Genomic DNA, 18,240 nt, shown 5'->3' with positions numbered 1-18,240 from the left:
GGGAAGTTCGGCAGCGTCGACAGGTCGTTGCCGAACGACGCCGTCTCCGAGGTGAAACGGTCACCGGTGAGCTGCATACCGTCACCGGAATCACCCGCGAACCGGATGACCACCCGGCTCATGGAACGGACCTCGTGAGTCCCACGAGTCGTTCGTTCCGTCTCCGCGGGGGCGCTCGTGTCACTCGTGTGCGTGGTGTCAACGGCCACCGGCCGCTCCTTCCCGTCGACGCAGCTGGCTGCCTGCCGCCGCACGGTATTGAGCGCCCCTTGTGACCGGCCAAAGCCGGTCTGTCAGACCGCGGTACCTCGCGGGAACGAGGCGGCCGCGCCGGCCCGTCGGGCGGACGTGCGCCCGACGGCGACAGCGGCCTGTGTCACAGCAGCCAGTCCGCGTCCCTGGCGATGCGGATCGCGTCGACGCGGTTGCGCGCGTTGAGCTTGGTGACGATGGTGGTCAGGTAGTTGCGCACCGTGCCCGCCGACAGCCGCAGCATGGAGGCGATCTCCCGTGCCTCCGCGCCCTCCGCCGCGAGCCGCAGTACCTGCGTCTCCCGGTCGGTGAGGGGGCTCTCGAACTCTCCCCAGGCGGCCAGCGCCAGTTCGGGGTCCACAGCCCGGTGCCCGGCGGCCACGCGCCGTACGGCGGAGGCGAGTTCCCCGGGTGGGGCGTCCTTCAGGAGATAGCCGGAGACCCGGGCCTCGAGGGCCCGGCGCAGGGTGCCGGGGCGGCCGAGGCTGGTGAGGATGAGGACGCGGCACTGAGGGAGCTGCTTGCGCAGCTGGGTGGCGGCCGACAGGCCGTCGACACCGGGCAGATCGATGTCGATGATGGCGACGTCGGGCCGGTGTTTGAGAGACATGTCGACGATCTCGTCCCCGCGTTCGACCTCACAGACCACGGTGAAATCGTCCTGGAGATTCAGCAGAGCGACCAGGGCGCCGCGGATCATGTTCATGTCCTCGGCGATCAGTATCCGTATCACTGAGCTCCCGTCTGCGGTACCTGGAGGCCCGGATCGCCAGGTCACGTGATCCGGACCGTTCCTGAAGCGGCCGCGCGCGATCATGCGGCTGATTCCTTGAGCGGGAACATGCCCCCCTGGTACCTCCACGGCCGTCTCCTGCGGTTCGTTCACGGACACTTCGGTCGGCAACCGGAATATGCCGTTCATCGCGTGGCCCGACTCCGGCCGACCGCTCGCCGCGATCATCGGCGCGCGGATCGCGAAGTCCGCCGACGACGTGCGGTGAGCGGGTGCGGACGGTGTCGGCACCGTCGTTCTCGATGGTGGTGAGGAGCGTGAGACCCGGCAGTGCGCAGATCAGGATGGTGTGTGCCGGCCAGGATGCGGGGAGACCGCTGCCGTGTCCGGCCGGGGTCATGGCCTCACGGCTGCCCCTTGACTCGTCCGCACTGTCGGAACGGTCGTGACGGTCCATCATCTGCACGGCCTCTCGCAACCATGTGCGCCATCCTGGGCAGATGATAAGTCAATGCCGTGAAGACTGTGCAGGAATCAAGCACTCACGGGCGCAAATTTACGTGACGACCGGGCGCGGGGCGAAAAGTTGAAACTTGATCAATCTTTCCCGTACCGCGAGTAACACCGTGAGATCGCCACTTCTCTCCAAGACCACGCGTTCCGCACTGCACAAGCGGCTCTTTAGAGCCTGTCCGCAGCATTCGAGCGAACAGCACGCGTCGGCGTCGGGCCGGCAGTCTCGGGAGAGGGCAGCGATGCGCGTTCTATTCACCATCTTTCCGGCAACGGCACACCTCTATCCGGTCGTACCGCTGGCATGGGCGCTGCAGAGTGCCGGCCACGAGGTCGTGGTGGCGAGCCCCGAGGGCGTCGTCGATCCGAAGGTGATCTCGAACATCACCGCGGCCGGCCTCACCGCGGTGTCCTTGGGCGGCAAGGAGGAACTCACCGCATCGCTGGCACCCCTGATCGCCGGCGCGGGCCCCAACCGGCCCACCCTGGCGCTCGATCCCGACGACGACAACGCCTGGCTGACCGCCAGGGCCGTGCTCGGGGGCATGTTCAACGCCTACTACCCGCCGGAGCAGGTGGCGGGCGGACGCCGGCCGATCCTGGACACGCTGGTGGAGTTCGCCCGCAACTGGCGCCCCGACCTGGTGCTGTGGGACCCGCTGGCGCCGACGGGAGCGGTGGCGGCGCGCGCCTGCGGCGCCGCCCACGCGCGTCTGCTGTTCGGCATGGACAACATCGGGACGATCCGCTCCAAGACGCGGCAGCAGTCGGCCGATCCGGCCTCGGCCCCTGCCGAGGACCCGTGGATGGCGTGGCTGGCCCCGGTGCTGGCCCGGTACGGCCTGGACTTCACCGAGGAGACATGGGTCGGACAGTGGACCCTGGACCTCACCCAGTCCCGGATGCGCAACCCGCTGGACCTGGCGTACGTCCCGGTCCGCCGGGTCCCGTACAACGGGGCCGCCATGCTTCCCGAGTGGCTGCACTCCCGGCCGGAGCGGCCCCGCGCGGTGCTCACGCTGGGGGTGAGCCGTCGACTGCTCGCCGGCCGGCACAGCGGCTTCCCGATGCGTGAGTTCTTCGACTCCGTGTCCGGTCTCGACCTGGAACTGGTCGCGACGCTGAACGGCGAGCAGCTGTCCGCCGTGGGCACGCTCCCGGACAACGTCCGTGCCCTCGAGTACGTACCGCTCAACCAGGTGCTGCCCAACAGCTCGGCCATCATCCACCACGGCGGCGGCGGGACGTTCGCCGCCGCCGTGGCGTTCAAGGTGCCGCAGTTCGTCGTGCCGCTCCCGATGTGGGACGAGATGGTCACGGCCCGCTACGTCGCCCGCCGGGGCGCTGGCCTGGTCATCGACGCGGCGGCGATCGACGTGGACGTCATGCAGAAGGACCTCGTGCGGCTGATCGAGGAGCCGTCCTTCCAACTCGGGGCCCGCGGCCTGTACGAGGACATGCTGGCCGCCCCGGCGCCGAAGGACGTGGTCCCGGTCCTGGAGAGACTGACCGCCGAGCACCGCGGCTGAGCGGCCGCCGTCCGCCGCCGCACGGCTCCCGTGCCGCACCGCGCGCCCCCGGCCCTGCGGCGCGGGATGCCCGCACCCACCGGGCTTCCACCCGTCCAGCACGAGTCGAGTTCAGGTAGAAAGGGCGAGCGCGCCGTGCGCATCGAGGAAACCAGCATCCCCGGCACGTTTCTGATCGAGCCGGACCACATATCCGACGACCGGGGTGTCTTCTACGAGTCGATGCGGTCCGACGAACTGGAGCGGTCCGCGGGGATCCTCTTCCAGCCCCGGCAGATCAACTACTCGGTGTCCAGGCGCCACACCCTGCGCGGCATCCACAGTGTGAGCGTCCCCCCGGGGCAGGCCAAGTTCGTCACCTGCGTGCGGGGCGTGCTGCGCGACATCGTCGTAGACCTGCGGATCGGGTCACCCACCTTCGGCAGGCACCAGGTGAACGAACTGGACGCCGCCTCGGGCCGGTCCGTGTACGTGCCCGAGGGCGTGGGCCACGGATTCCTGGCGCTCACCGACGACGCCTGCATCTGCTACGTCGTCTCCACCACGTACGTCCCCGGGACGCAGATCGACATCAACCCGCTCGACCCCGACCTGGACCTGCCCTGGGAGTGCCCCGGGACACCGCTGATCTCGGACAAGGACGCGAAGGCACCCACGCTGGCCGAAGCCCTGGCAGCAGGCATGCTGTCCGACTTCGACGCCGCCTGACGCGGCGTCACCACCGCGCCGGATCGAAGCGGCTTCACCACATGAATCGAGAGGACCTCCCATGAAGGCTCTGGTGTTGGCCGGCGGATCGGGCACCCGCCTACGGCCTTTCAGCTACTCGATGCCCAAACAGCTCATCCCCATAGCGAACGTGCCGGTCCTGGAGTACGTCCTGAGGAACGTCCTGGAACTGGGCGTGACCGAGATCGGCGTCATCGTCGGGGACCGCGCCGAGGAGATCCGCCAGGCGCTCGGGGACGGATCGCGGTTCGGGGCACGACTGACCTACATCCGGCAGGAAGCTCCGCTCGGACTCGCCCACACCGTCGCCATCGCCCGGGACTTCCTCGGCGACGACGACTTCGTGATGTACCTCGGCGACAACATGCTGCCCGACGGGATCGCCGGCATCGCCGAGGACTTCGCCGCGCACCGCCCGGCCGCCCATGTCGTCGTGTACAAGGTCCCCGACCCGCGCGCCTTCGGCGTGGCCGAACTGGGCCCCGGCGGCGAGGTGCTGCGCCTGGTGGAGAAGCCCGAGCAGCCGCGCAGCGACCTGGCGCTGATCGGCGTGTACTTCTTCACCGCCACCATCCACGAGGCGGTCGAGGCCATCGAGCCCAGCGCCCGCGGCGAGTTGGAGATCACCGACGCGATCCAGTGGCTGGTGTCGGCGGGAGCCGATGTCCGGGCGGCCCAGTACGAGGGCTACTGGAAGGACACCGGCAACGTCGAGGACGTCCTGGAGTGCAACCAGCACATCCTGGAGGGCCTGCGGCACTCCGTGGACGGTGCGGTCGACGAGGCCAGCGTGCTGGCGGGGCCGGTCGTCGTGGAGGAGGGAGCGCGCATCGTGCGCTCCCACATCGAGGGGCCGGTGATCATCGGTGCCGGCACGGTCGTCGAGGACAGCCACATCGGCCCGCACACGTCCATCGGACGCGACTGCGTGGTCACCGGAAGCCGGCTGGAGTACTCCATCGCCCTGGACGGGGCGTCGGTCACCGGCGTCCAGGGCCTGAGCAGTTCCCTCATCGGTCGCTCCGCCTCCGTCGGCACCAGCAGGCAGAGCACGGACCGTTACCGCCTGGTCGTCGGAGACCACACACGAGTGGAAGTCGCGGCATGAGGATCCTCGTCACCGGCGCCGCCGGCTTCATCGGCTCCAACTTCGTCCGCAACCTGCTCGCGAACGCCTACGCGGAGTGGGAGGACGCCCGGGTCACCGCCCTGGACAAGCTGACCTACGCAGGCAACCGCGACAACCTGCCCGCCTCGCACCCGCGTCTGGAGTTCGTCCGCGGCGACATCTGCGACGCGGGCCTGCTGCGCGAACTGCTGCCCGGACACGACGCCGTGGTGCACTTCGCCGCGGAGTCCCACGTGGACCGCTCGCTGGAGGGCGCCGGAGAGTTCTTCCGCACCAACGTCCTGGGCACCCAGACGCTGCTCGACGCCGTACTGGACAGCGGTGTCGAGCGGGTCGTGCACGTCTCCACCGACGAGGTGTACGGCTCGATCGCGGAGGGCTCCTGGACCGAGGACTGGCCGCTGCTGCCCAACACCCCCTACGCCGCCTCCAAGGCATGCTCCGACCTGGTCGCCCGCACCTACTGGCGCACGCACGGAGTGAACCTCTCCATCACACGCTGCTCCAACAACTACGGGCCCTACCAGCACCCCGAGAAGCTCATCCCGCTGTTCGTCACCAACCTGCTGGAAGGACAGCAGGTGCCGTTGTACGGCGACGGACGCAACATCCGCGAATGGCTGCACGTGGACGACCACTGCCGCGGCATCCATCTCGTGCTCAACGGCGGCCGGGCCGGCGAGATCTACAACATCGGCGGCGGCAACGAGCGGACCAACCGCGCCATCACCGAGCACCTGCTCGAACTGACCGGCTCGGGACCGGAGATGATCCGCCACGTCCCCGACCGCAAGGCGCACGACCTGCGGTACTCCATCGACGAGTCCAAGATCCGCGAGGAGTTGGGCTACGTCCCGCTGACCGGGTTCGAGGAGGGCCTGGCCGCCACGGTGGCCTGGTACCGCGACCACCCCGGCTGGTGGAAGACCGTCAAGTACGGGGGCGGCCGTGCGGACGGCTGACGGCGGCGGAGCGGCCGGGCTCCGAGTCGTGGTGCTCGGCGGCGCCGGCTACCTGGGCCGCCGGATCGGTGAGGCGTTCCGCGCCGACGGCGCCCTGGTGCACCTCGTCTCGCGCGGCCCGGCCGGGGACGGTCCGGCGGACGCGGGCTTCGTCCTCATGGACCTGCTGACGGCCGGCCCACGGGAACTCACCGGATTCTTCGGCTCGGTGCGGCCCGACGTGGTGGTCAACTCCGCCGGCCGGGCCTGGCAGGCCGACGAGGCCGAGATGACCGCGGGCAACGCGGAACTGGTCGTCCGCGTCACCGAGTCACTGGCCGAACTGCCCCGCCCGCCGCGGCTGATCCAACTCGGCAGCATCCACGAGTACGGCGCCGGCACCCCGGGCACCGGCACCTCCGAGGACCATGAGCCCGCTCCCGTCACACCGTACGGGCGCACCAAACTCCTCGGCACGCGGACCGTCCTCCGGGCCGCGGCGGAACAGGGCCTGGACGGTGTGGTGCTCCGCCTCGCCAACGTGATCGGCGCCGGGGCGCCCGCCGGCAGCCTCTTCGGCAGGGTCGCCGCCCACCTCGGCGAGGCGGCCCGCGCCCGGTCCCGCGGCGAGAAGCCGGACGAGCTCAGGCTCCCGCCGCTGCGCGCCCACCGCGACATCGTGGACCTGCGCGACGCCGTCGACGCCGTACGGGCCGCCGCCACCGCGCCGAGCGCGGACATCGGCGGTCGCGTGGTCAACGTCGGCCGCGGCGAGGCGGTCGCGATGCACACGCTGATCGACCGCATGGTCGAACTCAGCGGCGTGGACCTCCCGGTCGTCGAGACGGTACCCGGCCCCTCGGCACGCACGGACGTGGAGTGGCAGCAACTCGACGTCTCACGGGCGCAGCGGCTTCTGGGATGGCGGCCGCGGCGCACTCTCGACGACTCGCTGCTCGACCTGCTCGCGGACGCGGTGCCGGCGCCAGCCAACGGAAGGACATGACGATGAGCGACAACAAGGAACTGGTGCTGGACACGGTCCGCAGATACCACCGGGAGACCGAGCCCGACCGGGAGTTCGTGCCCGGTGTGACCGAGATCTGGCCGTCCGGCGCGGTCCTGGACGAAGAGGACCGGGTCGCCATCGTCGAGGCCGCCCTGACCATGCGCATCGCCGCGGGGCCCAGCTCCAGGAAGTTCGAGTCGGCCTTCGCCAAGCGCCTGAAGCGGCGAAAGGCCCATCTGACCAACTCCGGTTCGTCGGCGAACCTGCTCGCCGTCTCGGCCCTCACCTCGCACCAGCTCGGTGACCGGAGGCTGAAGCCGGGCGACGAGGTGATCACCGTGGCGGCGGGATTCCCCACCACCGTCAACCCGATCCTGCAGAACGGGCTCATACCGGTCTTCGTCGACGTGGACCTGGCCACGTACAACACCACGGCCGACCGGGTGGCGCGCGCGATCGGCCCCAAGACCAGGGCGATCATCATCGCGCACGCGCTCGGCAACCCCTTCGAGGTCGCCGAGGTGGCCCAGCTCGCCAAGGACCACGACCTCTATCTCATCGAGGACAACTGCGACGCGGTCGGCTCCACCTACGACGGCCGGATCACCGGGACCTTCGGCGACCTGACCACGGTCAGCTTCTACCCGGCCCACCACCTCACCATGGGCGAGGGCGGCTGCGTCCTCACCTCCAACCTCGGCCTGGCCCGCATCGTGGAGTCGCTGCGCGACTGGGGGCGGGACTGCTGGTGCGAACCGGGCAAGAACAACACCTGCTTCAAGCGGTTCGAGTACCAGATGGGCAACCTGCCGGCCGGGTACGACCACAAGTACATCTTCTCCCACGTGGGGTACAACCTGAAGGGAACCGACATCCAGGCGGCGCTGGGCCTGGCGCAGCTCGCCAAGCTGGACGGCTTCATCGAGGCGAGGCGACGCAACTGGCGCCGGCTGCGCGAGGGACTGGACGGCGTGCCGGGCCTCCTGCTCCCCGAACCGACCCCCCGGGCCGATCCGAGCTGGTTCGGTTTCGTCATCACCGTCGACCCCGAGGCCGGCTTCACCCGCGCCGAACTGGTCGACCACCTGGAGGAACGGAAGATCGGCACCCGGCGGCTGTTCGCGGGCAACCTCACCCGGCAGCCGGCCTACATCGGTCAACCCCACCGTGTCGTCGGCGACCTCACCAACAGCGACATCATCACCGAGCACACCTTCTGGATCGGTGTCTACCCGGGGCTCACGGACGAGATGCTCGACTACATGACCGCCACGATCAAGGAGTTCGTGGCCCAGCACGGCTGAGCCCGACGGGCCGCCTCCCACCCAGAGACCAGGGACGACGACGATGGACATTGTGGGAACCGGATTCCTGGCGCGCACTCTGCGCCCGCTGGCCGGCCGGCATCCGGACACCGTGGCCCTGGCGGCGGGGGAGTCCAGGACCAGCGGCGCCACCGAGGCGGACTACGCGCGGGAGGCCGCGCTGCTGCGCGACGTCGCGAAGCAGTGCGCGGCCACCGGGCAGCGGCTGTTGTTCTTCTCGACGGCCGCGACCGGCATGTACGGGTTCGCCGAGGGGCCGGGCAGGGAGGACACCACGGTGACCCCCTACACCCCCTACGGGGCGCACAAACTGGCGTTGGAGGAGCAACTGCGCGCCTCCGGGGTCGACCACCTCATCCTCCGGCTGGGGCACCTGGTGGGTCCGCACGGGCGGTACCACCAGCTCTTACCCACGCTGTTACGGCAGGTACGCGAAGGGGTGGTGTCCATGCACCGGGGCGCGACCCGCGACCTCCTCCGTGTCGGCGACGCGATCACGATCATCGACCGGCTGCTCGCCGCGGGTCTGCGGGGCGACACCGTCAACGTGGCCTCCGGGTTCGCCGTCCCGGTGGAAGACATCGTCGACCACCTCGCCCGCCTGTTACGGCTCGCGCCACGCAAGGAGTACGTGGACACGGGTGTCCGCTACGCCATCTCCACAGAGAAGTTACGTGCCCTGGTCCCCGAAGTGGCGGACATGGGCTTCGGTCCCGACTACTACCGCCGGGTCCTGAACGACCTCATCGCGGCCGAACATGCCTGACCCTGTGGCCGCGTACGCACACCCAGAAAGGCGGGGAGTTCCTCCGATGCCGACCCACACCCTCAAGACGCGTGAGAGCAAGAGCCTGCCCGCCCGCATCGCACTGTCGGCCGCCACCGCCCGGGGCGCGCACCTGCCCACCGAGCACTTCGACCGCTGGCTGGCCGAACGGGGCAGGGCCCACACCTTTCAGGTGGACCGGATACCGTTCGCTGAGCTGGACGGCTGGTCGTTCCAGGAGTCCACCGGCAACCTGGTGCACCGTAGCGGCCGGTTCTTCACCGTGGAGGGCCTGCACGTCACGGAGGAGGGCGAACCGTACGGCGACGGCCCCCACGCCGACTGGTACCAGCCCATCATCAGACAGCCCGAGGTGGGTGTCCTCGGCATCCTCGTCAAGGAGTTCGACGGGGTGCTGCACTTCCTGATGCAGGCGAAGATGGAGCCGGGCAACCCCAACCTGCTCCAGCTGTCGCCCACGGTCCAGGCGACCCGCAGCAACTACACCAAGGCCCACAAGGGCGCGGACGTCAAGTACATCGAGTACTTCGTCGGCCCGAACCGCGGCCGCGTCGTCGCGGATGTGCTCCAGTCCGAGCACGGCTCGTGGTTCTACCACAAGTCCAACCGCAACATGATCGTGGAGGCGGTCGGCGACGTACCGCTGCTGGACGACTTCTGCTGGCTCACCCTCGGCCAGATCGGCGAGCTGCTGCACCGGGACAACGTGGTCAACATGGACTCCCGCACCGTGCTGTCCTGCCTGCCCTTCGGGGACTCCTCGGACGGCGCGCTGCTGCCCGACATCCATCTGCTCTCCTGGATCACCGGCGAGCGCACACGGCACTGCGTACGGGCCGAACGCGTACCGCTGGAGTCCATTCCCGGCTGGAAGCGCGGCGAGAGCGCCATCGAGCACGAGGCGGGCCGTTACTTCAACGTCGTGGCCGTGTCCGTACGGGCGGGAAACCGCGAGGTGACGGGCTGGACCCAGCCCCTGTTCGAGCCGGTCGGCCTGGGTGTCACCGCCCTTCTCCTCCGTGAGTTCGGCGGCGTCCCGCATGTGCTGGTGCACGCCCGCGTCGAGGCCGGCTTCCTCGACACCGTCGAGCTGGGACCGACCGTGCAGTACACACCGGACAACTACGCCCACCTGCCCGAGAAGGAGCGTCCCCCGTTCCTGGACACGGTGTTGCGCGCCCGCCCGGACCGCATCCGCTACGAGGCCGTGCATTCCGAGGAGGGCGGCCGCTTCCTCAACGCCGAGAGCCGCTACCTCGTCGTCGAGGCGGACGAGGCCGACGCTCCGCTGAACCCGCCGCCCGGCTACGCCTGGGTCACCCCCGCGCAGCTCACGTCCCTGGGCAGGCACGGCCACTACCTGAACGTGCAGGCACGCACGATGCTCGCCTGCCTCAACGCGACGGCGGTGAGGACCCGATGAGCGGTCCTGTGCGCGTGGGCGTGATCGGATGCGCGGGCATCGCGGTGCGCCGGATGCTTCCCGCCTTCGCCGCCAGTCCCGACATCGAGATCGCGGCAGTGGCCAGCCGCGACCCGGCCAAGGCGCGGCAGGTCGCGGAGCGCTTCGGCTGCCGTCCCGTCCATGGGTACGGCGAACTCCTCGAACAGGACGACATCCAGGCCGTCTACGTGCCGCTGCCCGCGGTCCTGCACGCCCGGTGGACCGAGGCGGCGCTGAACACGGGCCGGCACGTCCTCGCCGAGAAACCCCTGTCCACCGACCGCCACAGCACCGGAGAACTGCTCGAACTCGCCGTCAGCCGCCGGCTGGTGCTCATGGAGAACGTCATGTTCGTCCATCACCACCGGCACGGCGCCGTCCAGCGCCTGGTCGCCGACGGCGCGATCGGTGAACCCCGTACGTTCCACGCGGCGTTCACCGTCCCCCCGTTCCCGGACGGTGACATCAGATACGACCCGGACCTCGGCGGCGGGGCCCTGGCGGACGTCGGGATCTATCCGCTGCGTGCCGCACTGCACTTCCTGGGCCCCGAACTCGACGTCATCGGCGCCCGTCTCGTGCAGGGCGCGGGACGGCAGGTGGAGACCTCCGGTGCCGCGCTGCTGAGCACTCCCGGCACCGTCACGGCTCAGATCACCTTCGGCATGGAGCACGCCTACCGCTCGTCGTACGAACTGTGGGGCGACGAGGGCGGCATCACCGTCGACCGGGCCTTCACCCCGCCCGCCGACCATGTCCCCGTGATCAACCTTCACCGAGGCGGGACGACCGAGGAGATACGGCTCGAACCGCACGACCAGGTGGCGGCCACCGTCGCGGCCTTCGCCGCCGCGGTGCGCACCGGAACCCTCCCGGACACCGGCGACACCCTGCGGCAGGCAGAACTGCTCGACGCGATACGCCGGTCCGCCTCGTACGGAAAACCCATCGGAACTGGATGAGCGGCCGCCCCGCGGGCCCTCGGCCGACGACCGGCGAAGGACACCGGCGGGGCATGACGGAAGGAGACACTCGTGCAACGCCACATCGCTTTCTTCAACTTTCCGGCGGTAGGCCATGTCAATCCCACGATCGGCGTGGTCGAGGAACTGGTGAGAAGGGGCCACCGCGTCACCTGCACCGTGACGGAGCACTTCGCCCCCATCGTGAAGGCCGCCGGGGCCGAGCCGGTCCGGTACGACTCGGTCTTCGGCGACTTCTACCGCGTCCCCCTGACCGCCGACGAGACCGCGGGCGAGGGATTACGGTGCCTGAACGAAGGCATGACTCTCGTGGAACAGGTCGCACCGTTCTACAAGGACAACAGGCCGGACGTGATCGTCCATGACTTCATGGCCTGGGGTGCGCGTTTCTTCGCCGCCGAGAACGACATTCCGCTCATCCGGACGTATCCGGTGTTCGGGGCGAACGAACACTTCTCGATCCGGGAGAAGTTCCCCGTGGCGGAACTGAACGATCCGCGCATGATCGAGGCGGCGACGAAGCTCGCGGGTGTGCTGCCCCGGTTCGGACTGCCGGCGGACCCGATGGGGTTCCTCTCGAACGTCGAGAAGCTCGGCATCATCTTCCTTCCGCGCGAGTTCCAGTACGCCGGCGAGACGTTCGACGAGCGGTTCGTGTTCACCGGGCCCTGCATCGTCGAGCGTCCCTACCAGGGCACCTGGCGGCCCGCCTCGGCGGACCGGCCCGTTCTGCTGATCTCGCTCGGCACCTCCGCCCGGGGCTGGCCGGAGTTCTTCACGATGGCCGTCGAAGCCTTCGGCGACTCCGAATGGGACGTCCTCATCACCGTCGGTGACCACACGGATCCCGCCGGCCTCGGACCGCTGCCCGCGAACGTCGACGTACGGCGCTACGCGCCGCAGCTCGACGTGCTGCGCCACGCCCGCCTGTTCATCACCCACGGCGGGATGAACAGCACCATGGAGTCGCTGCACAACGGCGTGCCCATGGTGGTCGTGCCGCAGACGAACGAGCAGCTGGCCAACGGGATGCGCGTGGAAGAGCTGGGCCTCGGCCGCCTTCTCGCCAAGAAGGACGTCACGGTGCGAAGCCTGCGCGACGTCGTGGCCCAGGTGACGGGCGACGCGTCCGTGACCGACCGGGTACGGGCCACGCGGGAGCGCATGCGTTCCGTCAACGGTCCGGTCGTCGGCGCCGACGCCGTCGAGGGGTATCTGGCCGGCCTGCGCTGACCGTACAAGCGGGGCGCAAGCAGGCGGCGGAACACTGAGGGACGTGCCCACCTTCGCCCGCACCGCAACGGGCTGCACGAACCGCGCCCGGCGGCCGGCTCGCCGGCCGCCGGGGTACCGACGGCCGCCCGGCGGCGGCCGTCCGCCGGGCGCGGCCGGACCGCACACATCGCAGTCGACCGGGCTTTCGGCTTCGGTCCGCGCCGTCCCGACGGCGCCCTCCACTGACCGGGGACGGTGATCCGACAACCATGGACCATCTGGAAGAACTCAAGGAATTCGCCCGTCTGCACGCCCGAGGCCAGGGCATGACGGCCGGGCACGCCACACAGGTCCTCACCCGTATCACCAATGACACCCCCGGCGACCCCGGCTCCTGGGCCGCGGTGTGGACGGCCGAGGGCCGGGCCGCCGCCGCCCGTGGCGACCTCCTCGACGCGTGCCGGCACTACGCCCTGGCCCGTTTCCCGTACCACGGCGACCCCGATCGCGTCCTCGCCCAGCGGCTGTGCGTCGACACCTTCGACCAGTGGCGCCGCGACCAGGACGGTATCGAGCGCCTGGAGTTCGATCACTCCGACGGCACCGTCGCCTGCTGGGCCGCCGGGCTGGACAGGCCCCGCCCGCTGCTGGTCGTCATGGGCGGCATCGTCAGCGTCAAGGAGCAGTGGGCGCCGCTGCTGCCCCTGCTCCGCAAACTCGGCTTCGCCGCCGTCGTCACCGAAATGCCGGGCGTCGGCGAGAACACCGTCACCTACGGGCCCGACTCCTGGCGCACCCTCAGCTTTCTGCTCGACCGGCTCGCCGACCGCGCCCGGGTCTCCGACACCTCGATGCTCGCCCTCAGCTTCAGCGGCCATCTCGCGATGCGCGCCGCAGCCGAGGACCCCCGCATCCGCCGCGTCCTCACCGTGGGCGCCCCGGTAGCCGACTTCTTCGCCGACGAGGCGTGGTGGCCCCGGGTGCCCGGCATCACGGCCGACACGCTGCGCCGCCTCACCGGCAGCGAGGACCTCGCCGAGCTCCGTCACCGCCTGCCGGGGTTCGCGTTCACGCCGGAGCAGCTTCGGCAGGTGCGGATTCCCGTCCGGTACGTCGCCAGCAGCCGGGACGAGATCATCCCGGGCAGTGAGCAGACGCTGCTGCGCCGCACGCTCGACGACGTCCGGTTCAAGACCTTCGACGACGTGCACGGTTCGCCCGCCCACCTCGGTGCGATGCGGCGCTGGCTCATCTCCCAGCTGCTGTGGCTGCGCTTCTCGCGCCGCGGCGCCCGGCCGGCGTCCCGCTCCCTGGTGAGCGAGAGACCGTCATGAACGGGCGCGGGAACGACCACGACCCAGCCTCCGGCACCGCCTTCGGCACGGTGCGGCCGTGGCAGACGCTGGCCTCACTCGGTATCACCGAGGACGACCTGACGGCCGTTCACCACCGGCCGCCGTCCGCCCACCGGTTTCCCTCGGAACGCACGGCGAGCACCACCTCGTCCCTGCACGGGGAAGCCTGACGCCGGGGCCCGTCGGCGCGGTCCGTCGCACGCCCGCGGCCGGGGCGCGATCAGGCGGCCGATCCATTGGGCGGGAAGATGATCTGCCGTACCTCCGCGGTCGTCTCCGGCGGCTTCTTCACCGGCACTTCGGCCAGCAGCCGGAAGGTGCCGTCCTGCCCCTGCCCGGACTCCAGCCGTCCGCCCACGGCGGTCATCCGGGCGTGCAGATTGCCGAGCCCGCTGCCGCCGTGCGGTGAGGGGTCGCGGTAGGCGGGGTCGAAGCCGTCGTTCTCGACCACCAGCCGGACCAGGCCGTCCTGCTGGACGGCCCGGATCCCGCAGCGTGAGGCGTTGCTGTGCCGCAGCAGATTGGTGACGGCCTCCCGCAGCGTGGTGGCGAGCGCGGTGTCCACGTGGGGGGAGATCACCCCCAGGCGGACCTCTGCCCGTACGTCTATGCCGGCGGCGTCGAGCATCGACCGCGCCGTCTTGATCTCCTGCTGCAGTGACATGTCGCGGAACCCGCTGGCGACTTTGCGGACATCGGCGAGGGACTGCCCGGCGATGCCCAGGACCTCGTTGACCTCCTTCATCGCGCGGGCGGGGTGGGCCGGAATGAGCCGGTGGATCAACTCGCTCTTCAGAGTGATCGCGGAGAGGCTGAAGCCGAGCAGGTCGTGGAGGTCACGGGCGAAGCGCAGCCGTTCCCTGGCGACCGCCTGGCGGGCGAGTTCGCCGCGGGCGGCGTGCAGGTGTGTGATCAGTTCCGTCAGCCGGGTGAGCCCGTAGACGACGAGGCCGGTGAGGAGTGCGGTCTGCGCGAGGCGGATGCCGTCGACGAGCGGTCGGCCGTCGAGGACGGAGGGGGCCAGCATGCTGAGCCCCACGACCCCGTAGAGCGGCCAGGCCACCGGCGGCGGCAGCAGGAGCAGTATCGAACCGGCGAGGTAGCCGGACACCGTCGCCCAGGAGGAGTGGAGCATCAGGAGCGGCAGATAGGTCAGCAGTGCCTGGATGCCCAGGGTCAGGCACTTGCGGTGCAGGGGCGTCCGGCTGCTGCCCGGTGCCGAGTGGACGAGTTGCAGGACGAGGACCACCGGCAGGATGAGCACGCCGGTGGCCTTGGCCGTCGCGGACACGCCGGCGCTCAGGACGGTGGTGAGGGTGAAGAGCGCGTAGCCCAGCAGCGCGGCGACGAGGATGGTGCGTGCCACGTGGGGGGTGGGGAGAGCGTTGCTGTGTCTCGGCGGGGCCCCCGCCCCCCGTCTGCCCTGTGACTCGTCCGCACTGTCGGAACGGTCGTGGCTGTCGTTCATTCGCACGGCCTCTCGCAACTGTGTGCGCCATTCTGCGCAGATGATAAGTCAAGGTGGTGACATCCAGGCAGCATGGAGATCAACCCTCGGGCGAATGCGGGGACCGGACTCAACTCCGTGGTGTGCATGGACGGTTCGCATCCGTGAGGGCCGATCGGCAGCCCAGGCGGTGTGTGCGTGTCCACCGCCAGATGATGCCCGGAGAGGCAGGAGTTGATGCCGGTCATTTCCCTTGCAGAACAAGCTTGTTGAGGTTCCGTCAGGTGTTACTCGTACCTCCCGCCGGGGCGTTGGGGCCGGGTCGGGTCAGGCGGCCGGTGGCGTCGCCGGTGCGAGGAGTTCCCCCACGAGCGCGGCGACCTGCTCCGGTTCGAGGAGGAAGCCGTCGTGACCGTAGGGGGACTCGATCACCCTGAGGTGATCCGCCGAAGGGATGCCCGCCGCCAACTCTGCCTGCTGGGACGGCAGGTAGAGGCGGTCGGAGTCGATCCCCGCCACGAGCGTTCGCGCGGTCACCCGGCTCAGGGCGGCGCGCACGCCGCCGCGGCCACGGCCGATGTCATGGCTGTTCATGGCCTCGGACAGCACGACGTAGCTCCCGGCGTCGAAGCGGCGCACCAGCTTGGTCGCATGATGGCCGAGGTAGGACTCCACCTGGTAACGGCCGCCGTGCCACGGGTCCTCCTCGCCTTGCGGCGAGCGGCCGAAGCGGGCCTGCAGCTCCGGCTCGCTGCGGTAGGTGACATGGGCGAGCCGACGGGCCAGGCCGAGTCCGGCGTGCGGCGCCCGACCGGTGTCGTGGTAGTGGCCGTCGCACCAGTGCGGGTCGGAGCGGATGGCGCGCAACTGGAGGCCGGCCCAGGCGATCTGCTCGGCGCTCGCCGCGGCCGTGGTGGCGAGCAGCAGCAGCGCCGCCGTCCGCTCCGGACGCGACACGGCCCACTCCAGCGCCCGCATCCCGCCCATCGAGCCGCCGACCACCAGGGCCCAGCGGTCGATGCCCAGCACGTCGGCCAGGCCGGCTTCGGCGGCGACCTGGTCGCGCTGTGTCAGGAACGGGAAGTCCCCGCCCCAGCGTCGTCGTCCGCCGGGGCGCAGCGAGGAGGGTCCGGTGCTGCCCTGGCAGCCGCCGAGCACGTTCGGAGCGACCACGAACCAGCGGTCGGTGTCCAGCGCGCGACCGGGGCCGACGAGCCCGTCCCACCAGCCGCGGGTGGGGTGCCCGGGCCCGGCGGGGCCGGCGACGTGGCTGTCGCCGGTGAGGGCGTGCAGCACGAGCACCGCGTTGGAGGCGTCCGGGGCGAGCCGTCCCCAGGTCTCGAACGCGAGGCGTGCGCCCGGCAGTTCACCACCCGCCTCCAGGACGAGCGGCGTCTCGCGCACGTACCACCGGCGACGCCCGGGCGGGTCCCCCTCCCGCCAGCCCCCGGAGGCCGGCGGGAGGGGGATCTCCGAAGGCGTCAGTACGGTGTTCAGGACGCGCCCTTCGCCGCGCGGAACCCGGCCTCCAGGTCCGCCTTGAGATCGGCGAGGTTCTCGATGCCCACCGAAAGGCGCACCAGCCCGGGGGAGGCGCCGGTGGCCGCGAGCTGCTCCTCGTCGAGCTGGCTGTGCGTGGTGGACGCCGGGTGGATGATGAGGCTGCGAACGTCGCCGATGTTGGCGAGATGGCTGAACAGCTCCACGGCGTCCACGAACCGCTTGCCGGCCTCGATGCCGTCCCGCAGCTCGAAGGACAGCACCGCGCCCGCGCCGCGCGGCAGGTAGCGCTGCGCCGCGCCGTACCAGTGGTTGGACGGCAGGCCCGGGTAGTGGACGGCTGCGACCTCGTCGCGCTGTTCCAGCCACTCGGCCAGGGCCTGGGCGTTCTCGGAGTGCCGGACCATGCGCAGGCTGAGCGTTTCGACGCCCTGGAGGAGCAGGAAGGCGGAGTGCGGTGCTATGGCCGGCCCGAGGTCGCGGAGCAACTGGACCCGGAGCTTGACGGCGAAGGCACCGGGGCCGAGGGCGGGCCAGTACCGCAGGCCGTGGTAGCTCGGGTCGGGCTCGGTGAAGTCGGGGAACCGCTCGGCGTGCGCCCCGAAGTCGAAGGTGCCGCCGTCGACGACGACACCCGCGACGGTCGTGCCGTGCCCGCCGAGGAACTTGGTGGCGGAGTGCACCACGATGTCCGCGCCGTGCTCGATGGGCCGCAGCAGATAGGGAGTCGGCACGGTGTTGTCCACGATGAGCGGCAGCCCGGCCTCGTGCGCCACGTCCGCGACCCCCCGCACGTCGAGCACGTTTCCGCGCGGGTTGCCCAGCGTCTCCGCGAACAACGCCTTGGTGCCCGGCCGGATCGCCGCTCGCCAGGCGTCGAGGTCGTCCGGGTCGTCGACGAAGGAGACCTGGATGCCCAGCTTCGGCAGGGTGTGCCGGAACAGGTTGTAGGTGCCCCCGTACAGCGACGCACTCGAGACGATGTGGTCCCCGGCGCTCGCCAGCGTGAGGATCGCCAGGGTCTCCGCCGCCTGCCCGGAGGACAGGGCCACGGCGGCGACCCCGCCCTCCAGGGCGGCGATGCGCTGCTCGAACACGTCCTGGGTGGGGTTGTGGATGCGGGTGTAGATGTTGCCGGGCTCGGCCAGCGCGAACAGATCGGCTGCGTGCTGCGTGTCCCGGAACACGAACGACGACGTCTGGTAGATCGGCGTCGCCCGGGCCCCGGTCGTCGGATCCGGCGCGGCGCCGGCGTGGATCTGCTTGGTCTCGAAGGACCACGCCGATGCGTCCGGTCCGATCGTCTTGCTCATGATTCTCCCTGGTGCGGGGGCATCGCAGATGCCCGA

The 18,240-nt window shown here is 70.3% G+C and carries 16 protein-coding genes and 1 pseudogene; 12 read left to right on the top strand and 5 right to left on the bottom strand.

The window, feature by feature from the left end:
• Together ACFYMU_RS32900 and ACFYMU_RS32895 are read right to left on the bottom strand one after the other, a co-directional pair.
• Positions 1 to 209: pseudogene (locus ACFYMU_RS32900) on the bottom strand (2-oxoglutarate ferredoxin oxidoreductase subunit alpha); the annotation flags it as partial.
• A gap of 167 nt (positions 210 to 376) precedes the next feature.
• Positions 377 to 985 (bottom strand): response regulator transcription factor, encoded by a 609-nt coding sequence (locus ACFYMU_RS32895; protein ID WP_388381310.1) that lies wholly within the window; start codon positions 983 to 985, stop codon positions 377 to 379.
• 755 nt (positions 986 to 1,740) lie between these two features.
• Here ACFYMU_RS32895 and ACFYMU_RS32890 point away from each other — a divergent pair.
• From ACFYMU_RS32890 to ACFYMU_RS32835, 12 genes are all read left to right on the top strand, one after another.
• Positions 1,741 to 3,027 carry a nucleotide disphospho-sugar-binding domain-containing protein gene (locus ACFYMU_RS32890; RefSeq protein ID WP_388381308.1) on the top strand — a complete coding sequence of 429 codons (1,287 nt, stop codon included), beginning with the start codon at positions 1,741 to 1,743 and terminating at the stop codon, positions 3,025 to 3,027.
• 135 nt (positions 3,028 to 3,162) lie between these two features.
• Positions 3,163 to 3,735 (top strand): dTDP-4-dehydrorhamnose 3,5-epimerase family protein, encoded by a 573-nt coding sequence (locus tag ACFYMU_RS32885; protein ID WP_388381306.1) that lies wholly within the window; start codon positions 3,163 to 3,165, stop codon positions 3,733 to 3,735.
• Between the two features lie 61 nt (positions 3,736 to 3,796).
• Positions 3,797 to 4,864: a glucose-1-phosphate thymidylyltransferase gene (locus tag ACFYMU_RS32880; RefSeq protein WP_388381304.1), complete on the top strand. Its 1,068-nt coding sequence runs from the start codon at positions 3,797 to 3,799 to the stop codon at positions 4,862 to 4,864.
• A complete protein-coding gene (rfbB, locus tag ACFYMU_RS32875) occupies positions 4,861 to 5,847 on the top strand; it encodes a dTDP-glucose 4,6-dehydratase (RefSeq protein WP_388381302.1) in 987 nt (328 codons plus the stop codon). Before ACFYMU_RS32880 ends, rfbB begins: the two co-directional genes overlap by 4 nt.
• Positions 5,834 to 6,832: an NAD-dependent epimerase/dehydratase family protein gene (locus ACFYMU_RS32870; protein ID WP_388381300.1), complete on the top strand. Its 999-nt coding sequence runs from the start codon at positions 5,834 to 5,836 to the stop codon at positions 6,830 to 6,832. The genes rfbB and ACFYMU_RS32870 overlap by 14 nt, the downstream gene beginning before the upstream one ends.
• Before the next feature lie 2 nt (positions 6,833 to 6,834).
• Entirely contained in the window at positions 6,835 to 8,139 is a 1,305-nt protein-coding gene (rfbH, locus tag ACFYMU_RS32865; RefSeq protein WP_388381298.1) for a lipopolysaccharide biosynthesis protein RfbH, read from the top strand.
• Positions 8,140 to 8,182: 43 nt separating this feature from the next.
• Positions 8,183 to 8,926 (top strand): NAD-dependent epimerase/dehydratase family protein, encoded by a 744-nt coding sequence (locus tag ACFYMU_RS32860; RefSeq protein ID WP_388381296.1) that lies wholly within the window; start codon positions 8,183 to 8,185, stop codon positions 8,924 to 8,926.
• A gap of 46 nt (positions 8,927 to 8,972) precedes the next feature.
• Positions 8,973 to 10,370: an NDP-hexose 2,3-dehydratase family protein gene (locus ACFYMU_RS32855; RefSeq protein ID WP_388381295.1), complete on the top strand. Its 1,398-nt coding sequence runs from the start codon at positions 8,973 to 8,975 to the stop codon at positions 10,368 to 10,370.
• Positions 10,367 to 11,353: a Gfo/Idh/MocA family protein gene (locus tag ACFYMU_RS32850; RefSeq protein ID WP_388381293.1), complete on the top strand. Its 987-nt coding sequence runs from the start codon at positions 10,367 to 10,369 to the stop codon at positions 11,351 to 11,353. The genes ACFYMU_RS32855 and ACFYMU_RS32850 overlap by 4 nt, the downstream gene beginning before the upstream one ends.
• A gap of 72 nt (positions 11,354 to 11,425) precedes the next feature.
• Positions 11,426 to 12,607: a macrolide family glycosyltransferase gene (locus ACFYMU_RS32845; RefSeq protein ID WP_388381291.1), complete on the top strand. Its 1,182-nt coding sequence runs from the start codon at positions 11,426 to 11,428 to the stop codon at positions 12,605 to 12,607.
• Positions 12,608 to 12,858: 251 nt separating this feature from the next.
• A complete protein-coding gene (locus ACFYMU_RS32840; RefSeq protein WP_388381289.1) occupies positions 12,859 to 13,923 on the top strand; it encodes an alpha/beta hydrolase in 1,065 nt (354 codons plus the stop codon).
• On the top strand, positions 13,920 to 14,114 hold the full coding sequence (locus ACFYMU_RS32835; protein ID WP_388381287.1) for a hypothetical protein: 195 nt from the start codon (positions 13,920 to 13,922) through the stop codon (positions 14,112 to 14,114). The genes ACFYMU_RS32840 and ACFYMU_RS32835 overlap by 4 nt, the downstream gene beginning before the upstream one ends.
• 50 nt (positions 14,115 to 14,164) lie before the next feature.
• On the opposite strand, the gene ACFYMU_RS32830 is transcribed toward ACFYMU_RS32835, so the two are convergent.
• The 3 genes from ACFYMU_RS32830 to ACFYMU_RS32820 form a co-directional block, all read right to left on the bottom strand.
• Positions 14,165 to 15,310 carry a sensor histidine kinase gene (locus ACFYMU_RS32830; RefSeq protein ID WP_388381285.1) on the bottom strand — a complete coding sequence of 382 codons (1,146 nt, stop codon included), beginning with the start codon at positions 15,308 to 15,310 and terminating at the stop codon, positions 14,165 to 14,167.
• A 408-nt stretch (positions 15,311 to 15,718) separates the two neighbouring features.
• The gene (locus ACFYMU_RS32825; RefSeq protein WP_388381311.1) at positions 15,719 to 16,888 is read right to left on the bottom strand and encodes a homoserine O-acetyltransferase; all 1,170 of its coding nucleotides are present in this window, start codon (positions 16,886 to 16,888) and stop codon (positions 15,719 to 15,721) included.
• Entirely contained in the window at positions 16,885 to 18,204 is a 1,320-nt protein-coding gene (locus tag ACFYMU_RS32820; protein WP_388381283.1) for a bifunctional o-acetylhomoserine/o-acetylserine sulfhydrylase, read from the bottom strand. Before ACFYMU_RS32820 ends, ACFYMU_RS32825 begins: the two co-directional genes overlap by 4 nt.
• Positions 18,205 to 18,240: the final 36 nt, after the last annotated feature.

The organism is Streptomyces sp. NPDC007264 (assembly GCF_042869095.1).
Classification (GTDB): Bacteria; Actinomycetota; Actinomycetes; order Streptomycetales; family Streptomycetaceae; genus Streptomyces.
Note: the sequence above shows the minus strand (reverse complement) of the source record. Positions and strands in the feature narration are given on the sequence as shown.